11 protein-coding genes and 1 pseudogene are annotated in these 14923 nt (G+C 66.8%); 10 read left to right on the top strand and 2 right to left on the bottom strand.

The genetic code is table 11. The features are described 5' to 3' along the window. Positions 1-3 precede the first annotated feature (3 nt). Positions 4-1329, bottom strand: coding sequence for an MFS transporter (locus AWB79_RS12180; RefSeq protein WP_061167683.1), 1326 nt, complete (start codon positions 1327-1329; stop codon positions 4-6). Positions 1330-2036: 707 nt separating this feature from the next. On the opposite strand from AWB79_RS12180, the gene cobA reads away from it, so the two are divergent. From cobA to AWB79_RS12225, 10 genes are all read left to right on the top strand, one after another. Beyond that, positions 2037-2810 (top strand): uroporphyrinogen-III C-methyltransferase, encoded by a 774-nt coding sequence (gene cobA / locus AWB79_RS12185; RefSeq protein ID WP_061167684.1) that lies wholly within the window; start codon positions 2037-2039, stop codon positions 2808-2810. Positions 2811-2837: 27 nt separating this feature from the next. Next, the gene (locus tag AWB79_RS12190) at positions 2838-3434 is read left to right on the top strand and encodes an ANTAR domain-containing response regulator (protein ID WP_061167685.1); all 597 of its coding nucleotides are present in this window, start codon (positions 2838-2840) and stop codon (positions 3432-3434) included. A 16-nt stretch (positions 3435-3450) separates the two neighbouring features. Continuing rightward, positions 3451-4572 carry a CmpA/NrtA family ABC transporter substrate-binding protein gene (locus tag AWB79_RS12195; protein WP_061167686.1) on the top strand — a complete coding sequence of 374 codons (1122 nt, stop codon included), beginning with the start codon at positions 3451-3453 and terminating at the stop codon, positions 4570-4572. Between the two features lie 44 nt (positions 4573-4616). Then, a complete protein-coding gene (locus AWB79_RS12200; RefSeq protein WP_061167687.1) occupies positions 4617-5102 on the top strand; it encodes an adenosine-specific kinase in 486 nt (161 codons plus the stop codon). A 319-nt stretch (positions 5103-5421) separates the two neighbouring features. Further along, positions 5422-6018, top strand: coding sequence for a DUF2760 domain-containing protein (locus AWB79_RS12205; protein WP_061167688.1), 597 nt, complete (start codon positions 5422-5424; stop codon positions 6016-6018). After that, on the top strand, positions 6015-7907 hold the full coding sequence (locus AWB79_RS12210; RefSeq protein WP_198399015.1) for an Hsp70 family protein: 1893 nt from the start codon (positions 6015-6017) through the stop codon (positions 7905-7907). Before AWB79_RS12205 ends, AWB79_RS12210 begins: the two co-directional genes overlap by 4 nt. Next, the gene (locus tag AWB79_RS12215) at positions 7908-10688 is read left to right on the top strand and encodes an Hsp70 family protein (RefSeq protein ID WP_061167689.1); all 2781 of its coding nucleotides are present in this window, start codon (positions 7908-7910) and stop codon (positions 10686-10688) included. A gap of 157 nt (positions 10689-10845) precedes the next feature. Continuing rightward, positions 10846-11004: a hypothetical protein gene (locus AWB79_RS39460; RefSeq protein WP_157695757.1), complete on the top strand. Its 159-nt coding sequence runs from the start codon at positions 10846-10848 to the stop codon at positions 11002-11004. Positions 11005-11261: 257 nt separating this feature from the next. Next, positions 11262-13280: a hybrid sensor histidine kinase/response regulator gene (locus tag AWB79_RS12220; protein ID WP_232470885.1), complete on the top strand. Its 2019-nt coding sequence runs from the start codon at positions 11262-11264 to the stop codon at positions 13278-13280. Next, positions 13277-14236 carry a nucleoside hydrolase gene (locus AWB79_RS12225; protein ID WP_061167826.1) on the top strand — a complete coding sequence of 320 codons (960 nt, stop codon included), beginning with the start codon at positions 13277-13279 and terminating at the stop codon, positions 14234-14236. Before AWB79_RS12220 ends, AWB79_RS12225 begins: the two co-directional genes overlap by 4 nt. Here AWB79_RS12225 and AWB79_RS12230 read toward each other — a convergent pair. Beyond that, positions 14225-14898, bottom strand: a pseudogene (locus AWB79_RS12230) (alpha/beta hydrolase). The gene AWB79_RS12225 and the pseudogene AWB79_RS12230 overlap by 12 nt on opposite strands. Positions 14899-14923 lie beyond the last annotated feature (25 nt).

Genomic DNA, 14923 nt, shown 5'->3' on the forward strand with positions numbered 1-14923 from the left:
CCTTTAGTTTGCAATGACGTTGTTGGCGGCAAGCGCGCGTTCGCGCAGCGCGGCTTCGCGTGCCTTGTGTTCCGGCGAGAAGCGCACCGCGAGCGCGCACAGCGCCGTGCCCGCGACGATCACGCCGAGCATCGAGAGCGTCGCTTGCACGTTGCCGAGGCCCTTCATCAGAAAGCCCGCCGCGACCGCGCCGACGTTGCCGCCCGCGCCGATCACGCCGGCCACGCCGCCGAGCGCCTTGCGGTCGATGAACGGCACGAGCGCGTAGGTCGCGCCGCACGCCATGTGCGTGAAGAGACCGAACACGAGCATCGCAACGATGGCGAGCACCACGCTCGGCGCATGCGCGAACGCATAGAGGCCGATGCCTTCGCCCGCGATCAGCGCGAACAGCAGCGTCGAGCGGACATCGAGGCCCTTCTTCGCGGCGGCTTTATCGGAGAGCCAGCCGCCGAGCGCGCGGGCGAACAGCGCGAGCAGACCGAAGCTGCCCGCCGCCATGCCCGCTTGCGCGAGCGAGAGCTTGAAGTGATCGACGTAATAGATCGCCGCCATGTTGTGGATGAACACCTCCACGCCGAAGCACGCGCCATACGTGACGAACAGCATCCACACGCGATAGTTCGAGCACGCGGTCACGAAGCTCTGCCAGCCGCCCTTCTTGCCGCCGTCGATCGCGATGCCCGCACGGCGCAGCGTCGCGAAATCGCCTTGCGGGCAGTCCTGCGTATAGCGCCAGTAGAAGAACGCCATGATCGGCATTGCGACGCCCGGCACGATCAGCGCGACGCGCCATGCCGATGCCTCGCCCGTGCCCAGCGCGATCGCGGCGGCGACCAGCAGCGGCACGATGGCTTGAGCCGCGCCCGCGCCCGCGTTGCCCCAGCCGGCGGTCGTCGCGTTCGCGGTGCCGACCACGTTAGGCGCGAACATCACCGACGTGTGGTACTGCGTGATGACGAAGCTCGCGCCGATCGCGCCGATCGCGAGACGGCACCACAGGAAGCTGTCGTAACCCGTGGAGAGCGCGGCGCCGACCACCGGCAGCGAGCCCGCCAGCAGCAGCGCGCTATACACCTTGCGCGGGCCGAAGCGATCGCACATCGGTCCGACGACGAGACGCACGAGAATCGTCACCGCCACGGCCGCGATGTTGATGTTGGCGACCTGATCGGCGGTGAGGCCATATTCGCGCTTGATGAGCGGCATCAGCGGCGCGCACGCGAACCACGCGAAGAAGCACACGAAGAACGCCATCCATGTGAGATGGAAGGCGCGCATCGGCGCGCTGCGCATGCTGAAGAGATCGATCCGGGTGGCTTTGTCCATCTTCTTTCCGCCAAAAAGAAAGGCGTCCCGCGCATGCGGCCGGTTAGCCGATGCGGGGGACGCCGTTGTCCGATGCCCGCATGGCTTCTACCTGCCGGGCGCTGTATTCAGGACGGATCGCCGTTGATCCGATGGCGAGACATAAGGCAAGGGCTATGCCATGCGCGTGGCATCGGCTGGAAACGCTTGCTGGACAAGGCTTTGATGGATACGTACGCGACTCGTGCACAACCCGGGCGAAGTCGCGTTTCGATGCAGGCGGGCACAGCGTTGGTGCGACGCAGCACTGATGGCGTGCGAAGGTGCGCGGCACGTCGAGGCGTTCGATCCTGCGTGCGTTAAAATTTTGTACGATCCGGTTAGCCCGTTCACTCACTCATGCGAAGCACGCACGCGCCGAAGCGGTGCCGCGCGCATCGAACGCGCACAAGGACAGTGCATGGCACGACGGCAAAGCGCGCTTGCCACGCAATGGCCCGCTTATTGCATTGATGAAAGCGCCGCGAGCAACGGCGTTCGCTGCGCTTGAACACCAGAGCAGTCACACGAGCAGTCACAACAGCAGAAGCCAGGGCAACGGCGTCCCTTTTCGTGCGGCGGCGCGAGCGGACGCTTTTTTCGTTTGCCGAGCCGATGCGACCCACATACCGCGATGCGAGCACGCGTGATCCGCTCCGTCATCGCAAGGCAAGAACCAGGAAGCCACGATGAGCAACGTCAATGTGAAAGGCAAGGTCACTTTATTGAGCGCAGGTCCCGGCGACCTCGACCTCCTGACCCTGCGCGCCTCGAAAGCGCTCGCCGCCGCCGACATCCTGCTCGTCGACGATCTCGCGAACGCCGACATCGTCACGCTCGCGCCGAATGCGCGCGTGATCCGCGTCGGCAAACGCGGCGGCTGCAAGTCAACGCCACAAGCGTTCATTCAGCGTCTGATGCAGCGTTATGCGAAAAAGGGCCTGCACGTCGTGCGCGTCAAGGGCGGCGATGCATTGCTCTTCGGTCGAGCGGGCGAAGAGATCAGCGCGTTGCGTGAAGCCGGCATTTCAGTCGACATCGTCAACGGCGTGTCGTCGGGATTCGCGGCGGCGGCGGGACTCGGCATCTCGCTCACGCATCGCGATCATTGTCAGGGCGTGACTTTCGTCACCGCGCACATGCAGGATCACAGCCAGCCGGACTGGGCCGCGCTCGCCGCTACCGGCACCACGCTTGCCATCTATATGGGCATGAACCGCATCGCGAGCCTCACGGCGTCGTTGCTGGAGACGCTATCCGCGAACACGCCCGCCGCCGTCGTGCAGAACGCCGGTTCGCAGCAGGAACGGCGTCTCGTCACGACGCTCGACCGCCTCGCGCAGGAAGCCACCGAAGCCGGTCTCGGCAGTCCCGCCGTGATCCTGATCGGCGGGGCGATCGGCGAAGCGGTCGAGTTCGCGAAACGCGTCCACGCGACCGAAGGATTCGCGCATGCCGCGTAACGCAAGCGCTGCACCCAGGCACTTCGCATGACGTCGTCTTCCGCTGCCCGCAGGCTTCGCGTCCTGCTCGTCACCGACACCGACAAGCCCATCGGCGACTTGCGCGAGCAGCTTGCGCGCATGGGCTACGACATGCTCGCCGAAGTCGCCGCGCCCGCCGCATTGCATGCGGCCGTCGAGAGCCAGAAGCCCGATGTCGTCATCGTCGATACCGAGTCCCCTTCGCGCGATACGCTCGAACAGCTCGCGGTGATGAACAAGGCCGCGCCGCGCCCCGTGCTGATGTTCAGCAACGACGCCGACCAGCAATTCATCCGCGCGGCCGTCGGCGCAGGCGTCACCGCGTATTCCGTCGAAGGACTCGCGCCCGAACGTCTCGCGCCGATCATCGACGTCGCGCTGGCGCGCTTCGCGCACGAGGAAAAGCTGCGTCAGCGGCTCGCGCAAGTGGAGAACGAGCTGGAGCAGCGCAAGGTCATCGACCGCGCGAAGCGGCTCCTGATGGACAAGCGCGGCATGTCCGAAAACGATGCCTACGCCGCGCTGCGCAAGCACGCGATGGATCAGGGCGTGAAGGTCGCGGAGATCGCGCGCCAGCTGCTCGCGATGGCCGATCTGCTTTAGCCTCATCGACACCCTTATGAACATCATTACTTCCGCGCCCGAACGCACGCATCTGCGGCTCGGCTTCGTCGCGCTCTCCGACGCCGCGCCGCTTGCCGTCGCCGCGCTGCGCGATCTCGGCGCCAGGCACGGCGTCACCATCGAGCTGTGCCGCCAGCCTTCGTGGGCCGCCGTGCGCGACAAGCTGCTCTCCGGCGAAATCGACGCCGCCCACGCGCTCTACGGCCTCGTCTATGGCGTGCAACTGGGCATCGGCGGGCCGCGGGCGGACATGGCCGTGCTGATGGTGCTCAACCGCAACGGCCAGGCGATCACGCTGTCGCGCCCGCTCGCCGATGCGATCCGCGAAGGCGCGAGCGTGAAGGAGGCGCTGCGTGCGCTCGGACGTCCGCCCGTCATCGCGCAGACCTTCCCGACCGGCACGCACGCGATGTGGCTTTACTACTGGCTCGCGGCAAGCGGCCTGCATCCGCTGCGCGACGTGCGGAGCGTCGTGATTCCGCCGCCGCGCATGGCCGATGCGCTGGTCGAAGGCGCGCTCGACGGCTTTTGCGCGGGCGAGCCGTGGCACGCGGTCGCGCAGGCGCGCGGCGCGGGCAGCACGGTCGCGTACACGAGCGAGATCTGGCCGGATCATCCCGAGAAGGTGCTCGCGTGCCGGCGCGATTTCGCGGCGCTCTATCCGAACACTGCGCGCGCGCTGGTGCGCACGATGCTCGACGCGTGCGCGTGGCTCGACGAACCGGCGCATCGCGTGGAGATCGCGGAGGCGCTGGCGTCGCCGGAACTGCTCGGCGTGCCGGGCACGCTGATCGAGCCGCGACTTGCCGCGCCGGACGGCGGCGACGCCCGCGCCCTGCCGGTGCGCTTCTTCGATGGAGGCGCGGTCAACTATCCGCGCGTATCGGACGGGCTGTGGTTCATCACGCAATACCGTCGCTGGGGCCTGCTTTCCGACGCTATCGACGCCGCCGCCGTCGCCGCGTCGGTGAACCAGATCGCGCTGTATCGCGAAGCCGCGCAATCGATGGGCATCGCGGCGCCGGGCGAGCGACGCGCGGCGACGTTCATCGACGGCCGCGTGTGGGACGGCGGCGATCCGGCCGCGTATCTCGCGGGCTTCGAAATGCGCGAATAAAAACCGCCTACCATGGAAGCCCCAGCGCGCACCGGAGATCCGCCATGGAACTGCTCGCCATCGCCATCGACAAGCCCGAGGACACGAACTTCATTCTCGGCCAGTCGCACTTCATCAAGACGGTCGAGGACCTGCACGAGGCGCTGGTCGGCGCGGTGCCCGGCATCCGCTTCGGGCTCGCGTTCTGCGAGGCCTCGGGCAAGCGGCTCGTGCGGACCTCGGGCACGGACGAGCATTGCGTCGAGCTGGCCGCGCGCAACGCGCAGAGCATCGGCGCGGGGCACAGCTTCATCATCGTGCTCGGCGACGGCTTCTTTCCCGTGAACGTGCTCAATACCGTCAAGGCCGTGCCCGAGGTCTGCCGCATCTTCTGCGCGACCGCCAATCCGACGCAGGTGCTCATCGCGCAGACGGATCAGGGGCGCGGCATTGTCGGCGTGGTGGACGGACTGCCGCCGCTCGGCGTCGAAACGGCCGAGGACGTGCAGTGGCGCAAGGACCTGCTGCGCAAGATCGGCTACAAGGCGTAAAACGCATCCGAAATCGCCGGAAAGCCCGCCGCGCCTTGACTTGGCGGCGCAAATCGCGAGAATGAGGCCCGCTGCCGCCGGCTCGATCCGGCGCGTTTTTCCGGCCAGGGTGCGACATCATGGAAAATATCGGGATACGGTATAAAGGCCGTTGACGTTTTTCGTGTTCTCTCGCGCCTGCCGGACCGCCTGAATGCCGCCCGAAGGCCGCACGAACAGACAAATCCCGGCATCACCCCAGCCAATACGGCACCGAACACCGGCCACCCGCGCCGCCCGAGGATAAGGGTCGTCCTCGCGCGGCCTACAGGAGCATCACATGACCGACATGAATCCAGGCTTTTTCGGCAGGATAGGCATTGCCTTCGGCGTCTTTTTCGGCGTTCTGGGCAACGCCGCGTTCGCGGGACGCGTGCAGCGTCTGCGCGAAGCGCCCGAAGCCCCCGACTTCGCCCCCGAAACGCCGAAGCCCGCCGCAGCGCCCGTCGAGCCCGCGCCCGCGCCGGTTCCACCCGCGCCCTCCGCGCTCACCGAAGCCAGTCCGGTCGCCGCGCTGCAACTGCTCGGGCTCTTGCAGCGCGATGCGCGTTTCATCGATTTCGTCGAAGAGGACATCGTCAATTACAGCGACGCCGATATCGGCGCGGCCGCCCGCCTCGTGCACGACGGCTGCCGCGCGGTCCTGCGCGAGCATTTCACGGTCAAGCCGGTGCGCAGCGAGGCCGAAGGCAGCCGCATCACGCTGCAGGAAGGTTTCGACGCCAGCGCCGTGCGCCTGACGGGCAATGTGGTGGGCAAAGCGCCGTTCAACGGCAGCATCAGCCATCGCGGCTGGAAGGTCGAGGACACGCGCCTGCCGAAGCTCGCGCCGTCCCATGATGCGAGCATCGTCGCGCCGGCGGAGGTGGAACTGTGAGCGATATCGATACGAACCAGAGCCAGGCGCGCTACTCGATCGGCGTCGATCTCGGCACGACGCATTGCGCGCTCTCCTATGTCGACATGAGCGCGAGCGACGGCGAAAAGACCGCGCAAGGCGTGCTGCCGGTCGCGCAACTGACCGCGCCGGGCGCCGCCGAAGAGCGCGATCTGCTGCCGTCATTCCTGTACCTGCCGCACGAGAACGAGCTCGCGCCCGGCGATCTGACGCTGCCGTGGACGCAGGAGCGCAAGTTCATCGTCGGCGAACTGGCGCGCACGCGCGGCGCGGGCACGCCGATCCGCCTCGTCTCCAGCGCGAAAAGCTGGCTGTGCCATCCGGGCGTCGATCGCCGCGCGGCCATTCTGCCGTCGGATGCGCCCGAGGAAGTCGAGCGCGTGTCGCCGCTGGAAAGCTCGGTGCGCTATCTGACGCACCTGCGCGAAGCGTGGAATCACGCGCATCCGGATGCGCCGTTCGATCAGCAGGACGTCACCGTGACGATCCCCGCATCCTTCGATCCCGCCGCGCGCGAGCTCACCGCCGAAGCGGCGGCGGCTGCCGGCTACACGCGCATGACGCTGCTCGAAGAGCCGCAGGCGGCGCTCTATAGCTGGATTCAGAAGTCGAGCGGCAACTGGCGCAAACAGGTCAAGGTAGGCGATGTGATCCTCGTCGTCGATGTCGGCGGCGGCACGACCGATCTTTCGCTGATCGCGGTGGTCGAGCGTGAAGGCAATCTGGAACTGCATCGCGTGGCGGTCGGCGAGCACATTCTGCTCGGCGGCGACAACATGGACCTCGCGCTCGCGCACACCGTCGCGCGCAAGCTCGCCCAGGCGGGCACGCAGCCCGATCCCTGGCAGTTGCGCGCGCTCACGTACGCGTGCCGTTCGGCCAAGGAAACGCTGCTGTCCGATCCTTCCGTCGATGCCGTGCCGCTCGTCGTGCCGAGCCGTGGCTCGAAGCTGATCGGCGGATCGCTGCGCACCGAGCTCACGCGCGCCGAACTCACGCAAATCCTGCTCGAAGGCTTCTTCCCGCAAGTCGATGCAGCCGCGCGGCCGGTGTCGCGCGCGCGCGTCGGCCTCACGCAACTGGGCTTGCCGTACGCGCAGGATGCCGCCGTCACGCGTCATCTCGCCGCGTTCCTCGGACGTCAGGTGAACGCGCTCGCCGAAGTCGAAGGTTTGCACCACGAGGCCCGCGAAGGCGCGACGCTGCTGCATCCGACCGTCGTGCTGTTCAACGGCGGCGTGTTCAAGTCCCCGCTGCTCGTCGAGCGCGTGATGACGACGCTCAATGCCTGGCTCGCCGGCGAGAACGCGCCGCCCGCGCGTCTGCTCGAAGGCGCCGACCTGGATCTCGCGGTCGCGCGCGGCGCGGCCTATTACGGCTACGTGCGGCGCGGCAAGGGCGTGCGCATCCGTGGCGGCACGGCGCGCGCGTATTACGTCGCGGTCGAATCGGCGATGCCCGCCGTGCCCGGGCTGGAGCCGCCCGTGTCTGCGCTGTGCGTCGCGCCGTTCGGCATGGAGGAAGGCACGGACGCCGAACTGCCCGCGCAGGAATTCGGGCTGATCGTCGGCGAACCGGTGCACTTCCGCTTCTTCGGTTCGTCGGTGCGCCGGCAGGACACCGTCGGCACCTTGCTCGAATACTGGCAGCCAGACGAGCTGCAGGAGCTCGAAGAGATCGAGGCGTCCTTGCCGCCCGAAGGCCGCACGCCCGGCGAAGTCGTGCCGGTCAAGCTGCACGCGCGCGTGACCGAAACGGGCACGCTCGAACTCGAAGCGATTCCGCGCGGCTCGTCCGAGCGCTGGAAGGTCGAGTTCGACGTGCGCGGCGGCGCGAACTCGGGCATCGATCAGGGCATGGGCCTGTAAGTGTCCGCGCGCAAGAAAAAGGCGGCACGGTACAGCGTCGGCATCGACCTGGGGACGAGCAATACGGTCGTCGCTTACGCGGAAAGCGGCTCGAACGAGATCCGGGTGTTCGACATTGACCAGCTCGTCGGCGCGGGCGAAGTCGCCGCGCTGCCGCTGTTGCCTTCGCTGCGCTATCACTTCGCGCCGGGCGAACTCAAATCGGCCGATCTGCAACTGCCGTGGGGCGAGATGGAAGCGCCCGCCGTGATCGGCCGATTCGCGCGCACGCTCGGCGCGCAGGTGCCCGGACGGCTCGTGTCGAGCGCGAAGAGCTGGCTCTCGCATGCCGCGGTGGATCGCCTCGCGCCGATTCTCCCGTGGGGCGCGGGCGACGAGGTCGAGAAAATCTCGCCCGTGATCGCCAGCGCGAGCTATCTGGCGCACGTTCACGCCGCGTGGAACGAGCGCTTTCCGGATGCGCCGCTCGACGCGCAGGACGTCGTGCTGACCGTGCCAGCTTCTTTCGACGAAGGCGCGCGAGCCCTGACGCTCGAAGCCGCGCGCATGGCCGGACTCGAAACGCTGCGACTTCTGGAGGAGCCGCAGGCCGCGTTCTACGACTGGCTGTTTCATCATCGCGAGACGCTCGCGGAAGAGCTCGCGGGCACGCGCCTCGCGATGATCGTCGACGTGGGCGGCGGCACGACCGACCTCACGCTCATTCAGGTGTCGATGGAGGACGGCGAGCCGGCGCTGACACGCATTGGCGTGGGCAACCATCTGATGCTCGGCGGCGACAACATGGACCTCGCGCTCGCGCATCTCGTCGAGAAGCGTCTCGCGGGCCACGATGCGCGGCTGTCCGCCGGGCGTCTGTCGCAACTGGTCGAGCGCTGCCGCGCCGCGAAAGAGCAACTGCTCGGCGAAAATGCGCCCGACTCCACATCGATCACGCTGCTCGGCGCGGGCTCGAAGCTCATCGGCGGCGCGCGTTCCGCAGAAGTCACGCGCGACGAGATCGAGCGGATCATCGTCGAAGGTTTCTTTCCGATGGTGTCCGCGAGCGACCGCCCGAGCCGCGGGCGCGGCGGCATTGTCGAGTTCGGGCTGCCGTACGCGAGCGATGCGGCCATCACGCGGCATATCGCGGCGTTTCTCGGCCAGCACGCGCACGAAGCGCGCAAGGCGCTCGGCGTCGCAGCCGAAACGCTCGCCATTCCGGACACCTTGCTGTTGAACGGCGGCGTGTTTCGCGCCGGTCCGCTCGCGCGCCGTATCGCCGACACGCTTTCCGGCTGGCGCGGCGAGCCCGTCAACGTACTCGCAAACAACCATCCCGATGTCGCCGTCGCGCGTGGCGCGGTGGCCTATGCGCTCGCGCGCGCGGGCCATGCGCCGCGCATCGGCGGCGGCTCGGCGCGCAGCTTCTTCCTGCTGCTGGAGGACGATGCGCAGGCCACGCGCGGCGTGTGCGTGCTGCCGCGCGGCACCGAGGAAGGCCAGCCGATTCATCTCTCCGACCGCACCTTCGCGCTCACGCTCGGTGCGCCGGTGCGCTTTCACCTGGCGTCGTCGGTGACGGAGACGGCTCATCAGGCAGGCGATCTCGCCGATCTCGGCGCGGCATCGGGCGACTATGTGCGGCTGCCGCCGATCGCGACGGTCGTCGATCCGCACGCCGCCGACCACGGCCGCGCGCGCGAAACGCCGGTGCAACTCACGACCTCGCTCACCGAAGTCGGGACGCTGGAAATGCATTGCACCGCCGTCGGCGATCCGGCGAAACGCTGGCTGCTCGAATTCCAGCTACGCGGCGAACCGCCCGCGAACGACCAGACCGCGAGCGAAACGCATCCCGCTCTGCCCAAAGCCATCGAACTGATCGACCGCACCTTCGGCGCGAAGTCGCAGGACGTCGGTCCGAAGGAAGTCAAACGCTTGCGCGCGCAGCTCGAACAAACGCTCGGCACGCGCGATACATGGGACATCGCGCTCTTGCGTGAGCTGTTCGGCGCGTTGTGGGACCGCGCGAAGAAACGCCGCCGCAGCGCCGATCACGAGCGTTCCTGGCTCAATCTCGCGGGCTTCTGCATGCGCCCGGGCTTCGGGCATCCGCTCGACGAATGGCGTGTCGAACAATTGTGGACGCTGTTCGATCAGGGCATTCAGTACAGCAACGAAAGCCAGATCTGGTCCGAGTGGTGGACGCTCTGGCGTCGCGCGGCGGGTGGCCTGCCGGAAGCCGCGCAACTGAAGCTGCTCGATGACATGGCCTTCGTGCTGCAGCCGCCTGGAACCAGCCGCTATCGCCGGGCCGCGGGCGCGGCGCGCGCGGGCTACGAGGACATGGTGCGGCTCGCGGCATCGCTCGAACGCGTGCCGGTGGAACGCAAGATCGAGGTCGGTGAGTGGCTGCTCACGCGGCTCAAAAAGCCCTCGGAGAACGTGCAGAGCTGGTGGGCGCTGGGCCGCATCGGCGCGCGTGCGCCGTTCTACGGCAGCGCGCACGGCGTCGTGCCGCCCGACATCGCCGTGAGCTGGCTCGATGCGCTCCTCGCGCTCGACTGGAAGAAGGTCGATCCCGCCGCGTTCGCCGCCGTGCAGATCGCCCGCATGACCGGCGACCGCTCGCGCGATGTGTCCGACGACGCGCGAGCCGCCGTCGTGCAGCGTCTGGAGGCGATGGGCGCTGCGCACGCGTGGATCGCGATGGTGCGCGAAACCGTCGAGCTCGATCGCGCCGATGAAGGCCGCGTGTTCGGCGAAACGCTGCCGGCGGGACTGAAGCTGATTCGCTGAAGCCGTGCTCGTCGCCCGCGCATTGAACGAAATGCTTCGTCCTCAGAAGTTTTTTGCCGATGCATGACGCGCGAGCCGCGCCGTGTCTTGAATACCGGCTGGGCGCATCCTATGGTTATCAGTGTGTCGATATGGACACGCACTGAAGGAGGTCATCATGCCATCCCCACGCAAGGCTCAGGCGAGCCAGCCCGCCGAAACGGAAATGTCCAGCCGCAAGAAAACCGCCGGCACCAAAGCCTCACCGGCGAAGGCAACAGGCGCGAAGGAAATGCAGGTCACGAAGCGCACCACCAAGGCCAAGCCGAAATCCTGAAGCGATATCCGGCAAGACCCGCCCTCGGTCGAGCGAGGGGCATTCGTTGTGGCTGTCCTTCGAAACGGCGAGCAAACTTCTGACGCTCGCCGTTCGCCCCCTTCCTTCTTTCTCTCCCGCGCCCTCACCTCATATCGCCCGGAAAAATCCGCCAAAAAACCGCAATAATTTCCGGTTATAACGGCGAATTGCTAAAAAAAGGCGTATTGGTATGACCGTGTTGGCCTAAAGTAAACAACCCCGATCCGTGAGCGAGCATGAAGATGGCCGTACCCAGGCGCGCCGCCAGCGTGCGCAATCCAGGGATTCTGTCCGCCGCCGCGCGTGAAGCCGGCGCGAGCCTGGTGCGCAATCTCTCGATTCCGGCGCCGTTCTCCGATCCCGCGCTCGAGAGGCAGTTTCTCGAAGACCACAGCCAGCGCTTCTGTGCGTTCCGGCGCGCGTCCGCGCTGCTCGCGCTCGTCATCTGGACGTGCTTTCTGTGGTGGGATTTCAGCTTCGTTCGCCGCAACACGACGCTCAACGTGCGTCTGACCGATATTCTCGCGCTGCGCTTCGCGGGCGTCGCGCTGCTGATCGTCATGGTCGCGCTCGTGCTGCGGCCGTCGTTCCGCACGCATGCGACCGCACATCGCGTGATTCTCACCGGCATCTACGGCCTGCTGGCCCTGATCCTGACGATGGTCGCGATCACGCCCGCGCCCTATAACTACACGCAGTACTTCATCGGCCTGTATCTCTCGCTGTTCTTCCAGTTCAGCTTTTTCTATTTGCGCTCGCGCGTCGCGCTGTCGGTCGGCATTGTCACGATGGCGTCGGTCGTGCTGGCGCAGATCACGATTCATCTGCTCAACACCGAAGATTTCTTCGCCGGGCTGTTCTATATGTTCAACGTCGTGGTCGTCGGGCATGGCGTCTGCGCGCACGCCGAGCGGGTGTCGCGCGAGCGTTACAGCTCGGAGCGCGCGCTCGCCTCGCTCAACGACGAACTGCGCCGCGCCAATGTCTCGCTCGGGCGCAAGAACCGCGAGCTCGAAGTGTCGAAGAAGGATCAGGAGAACAAGACCAACGCGCTGCTCGCGCTGCGCGAACAGCAGATGATCGCCGCGCAGACCGCGAGCCGCGACAAGTCCAACTTCCTCGCCGCCGCGACGCACGACCTGCGCCAGCCGATGCACGCGCTGAATCTGTTCCTCCAGGCCGCCGCCGAAGCCATCCGCAACGGCGAATTCGCCCAGGCTGAGCGGCTCATGAGCGAATGCGGGCGTTCCTCCGTGATCCTAGCGCGGCTCCTGAACGCGGTGCTCGATCTGTCGCGTCTGGAATCGGGGCGCGTCGTGCCTCGCTATCACGTGTTCGACGTGCGGCAGATCGTCGAGGAAGCGGCCGCGCAACTGCGGCCGTTCGCGATGAGCCGGGGCGTCGAATTGCGCCTGCGGTTGCCGAAGGAAGACATCGTCTGCGTGCGCAGCGACGCGCACTGGCTCGGACGCGCGGTCGCGAATCTGGTGTCGAACGCCATCAAGTACGCGGACAAGAACAAGGCGTCAAAGCCTACGGTGATCGTCGGCGTGGTGCGTTCGGCGACGCGCGCGCGCATCGACGTGCTGGACAACGGCATCGGCATTCCCGCCGATTATTTCGATGCCATCTTTCAGCCGTTCTTTCAGGTGGACAACCCCGAGCAGGACCGCGACAAGGGGCTGGGACTCGGACTTTCTATCGTCAACGCGGTCATGTCGATGCTGGATCAGCACCGCATCGAACTGAAGTCGACCGCGGGGCGCGGCTCGCGCTTTTCGCTGGAAATGCCGTTGTGCGGGCCGTCGCCCGACACGCCCTCGGGGCGCTCGCCGGCGCGCTCCGATGCCGCCGACGCCGCGCGTCTCGCCGGGCGCTATGTGCTGCTCGTCGAGGACGACGGCCTCGTGCGCTCCTCCACCGAAGCGCTGCTTTCGCAATGGGGCGTGCTTTACGACTCCGCCGCGAACTTCGAGGAATACGAGGAGATTCTCGCGACGATCGAGCGCTTCCCCGATCTCATCATCACCGACTTCCGCCTGCGCGATTCCAAGACCGCGCGCGAGGTGGCGATGCTGAGCGCCGTGAAGCTCGGCCGGCCGTGCCCTTGCCTCGTCGTGACGGGGGAGCCCACCGCGACCATCGTGCCGCTCGCGTGCGATCACGACGTGCTGTCCAAGCCCGTGAGCCCCGCCGAATTGCGGCGCGAGATGGTCACGTTGATCGAGCGCGAATGCATGGCGGCCACGGCATGACGAAGCACCGGATCATCTACGACACCGATCCCGGCATCGACGACGCCATTGCGTTCGTGTTCCAGACGCTGCATCCGGACATCGAACTGGTCGGCGTGACGAGCGTCTTCGGCAACGCGAGTATCGATACGACGACCACCAACGCGCTGTATCTCGCGTCGCGTTTCGCGCCGCACGTGCTGGTCGCGCGCGGCGCGGCAAGGCCGTTGCGACACCCGCCGCCGAAGCCGATTCCCTATATTCACGGCAATGACGGGCTCGGCGATATCGAGCGCCTTGGACGCGTGGACAAGCAGGTCGACGCTCGCGCGGCACATCGCTTCATCGTGGAGACGGTGCGCGCGCATCCCGGAGAGATCACACTGCTCGCGGTCGGACCGATGACCAATCTCGCGCTCGCGCTGCAGGACGATCCGGACATTGCGGGACTCGTGCGCGAGGTCGTCGTGATGGGCGGCGCGTTCGGCTTCAACGGCACGCTCGGCAACGTGACGCCCGCCGCCGAGGCGAACATGCACGGCGACCCCGATGCCGCCGACATCGTCTTCGGCGCGCCGTGGAAGGTGTCGATCGTCGGTCTCGACGTGACGCACGAAACCATCATGACGACGGCGTTTCTCGCCTCGCTGCGCGACAGCGCGAGCGACGCGGGCGGCTTCGTGTGGGACATCTCGCGCTTCTACGAGCGCTTTCATGTCGAGGAAGGCTTGCCGGGCGGCATCTACGCGCACGACTATTCGGCGGCGGCCTTCGTGGTCGCGCGCGAGTCGTACACGACGCGCAGCGGCCCGGTGCGCGTGCTGACCGATGGCATCGCCGCCGGTCTCACAATCCAGAAGCCCGCGTCGATGCACGGCAGCGCGCCGGACTGGGACACGCGCCCGAATTGCGACGCGTGCATCGGCGTGGATGCGAACGCGGTGCTCGAACTCTTCGCGAACACCTTACGAAGCTAGGCGCGCGCCGAGCCAGAGACGCAGCGCCTCGACTTCCTCCATGCAGACCGAATGCGGCATCGGATAAGTGTGCCATTCGACGTTGCAGCCTTGAGCGCGCGCGAATTCGCACGCCTGTTCGCCGAGGCTCACGTTGAGCACGTCGTCGAATGTGCCGTGCGCGGCGAAGATCGAAATCCCGCGATTCGCCGCGCTCAGCGATTCGTCGATCACGCCTTCGGACGGAATGTAGCCCGATAGCACGATCAGCCCCGCGAGCTTCTCGGGGTGCGTGAGTCCGGTGTGATACGTCATCGCGCCGCCCTGCGAGAAGCCGGCGATGAATATGCGCTCGCTCGGAATGCCGCGCGCGTTCTGCTCCTTTATCAGTGCGCGCACGCGTTCCACCGAGGCCACGATGCCCTTTTCGTCCACGCGCCGGTTGATGCCCTCGAACGAGAGGATGTCGTACCACGCGCGCATCACGTAGCCGTTGTTGGCGGTGACGGCGATCTCCGGCGCTCGGGAAACACGAAACGAACGGCGGGCGCGTCGGCGAGACGCAGTTCGGGCACGAGCGGCACGAAGTCGTTGGCGTCGGCGCCCAGGCCGTGCATCAGGATCACGGCGAATTCGGGATTCGGCGCGGTTTCGATCTCGATGCTCGAAGGTTGGTCGGTCATGGCCGAAACTCCTGCTTCAAATGGC

Origin of the sequence: Caballeronia hypogeia, from assembly GCF_001544875.2 — a bacterium.
GTDB classification, from domain to species: Bacteria; Pseudomonadota; Gammaproteobacteria; order Burkholderiales; family Burkholderiaceae; genus Caballeronia; species Caballeronia hypogeia.

Bases quoted from the DNA above. Each gene is read 5' to 3' on its own strand.
- AWB79_RS12180 (WP_061167683.1), bottom strand. From the start codon at position 1,329: ATGGACAAAGCCACCCGGATCGATCTCTTCAGCATGCGCAGCGCGCCG.
- cobA (WP_061167684.1), top strand. From the start codon at position 2,037: ATGAGCAACGTCAATGTGAAAGGCAAGGTCACTTTATTGAGCGCAGGT.
- AWB79_RS12190 (WP_061167685.1), top strand. From the start codon at position 2,838: ATGACGTCGTCTTCCGCTGCCCGCAGGCTTCGCGTCCTGCTCGTCACC.
- AWB79_RS12195 (WP_061167686.1), top strand. From the start codon at position 3,451: ATGAACATCATTACTTCCGCGCCCGAACGCACGCATCTGCGGCTCGGC.
- AWB79_RS12200 (WP_061167687.1), top strand. From the start codon at position 4,617: ATGGAACTGCTCGCCATCGCCATCGACAAGCCCGAGGACACGAACTTC.
- AWB79_RS12205 (WP_061167688.1), top strand. From the start codon at position 5,422: ATGACCGACATGAATCCAGGCTTTTTCGGCAGGATAGGCATTGCCTTC.
- AWB79_RS39460 (WP_157695757.1), top strand. From the start codon at position 10,846: ATGCCATCCCCACGCAAGGCTCAGGCGAGCCAGCCCGCCGAAACGGAA.
- AWB79_RS12220 (WP_232470885.1), top strand. From the start codon at position 11,262: ATGAAGATGGCCGTACCCAGGCGCGCCGCCAGCGTGCGCAATCCAGGG.
- AWB79_RS12225 (WP_061167826.1), top strand. From the start codon at position 13,277: ATGACGAAGCACCGGATCATCTACGACACCGATCCCGGCATCGACGAC.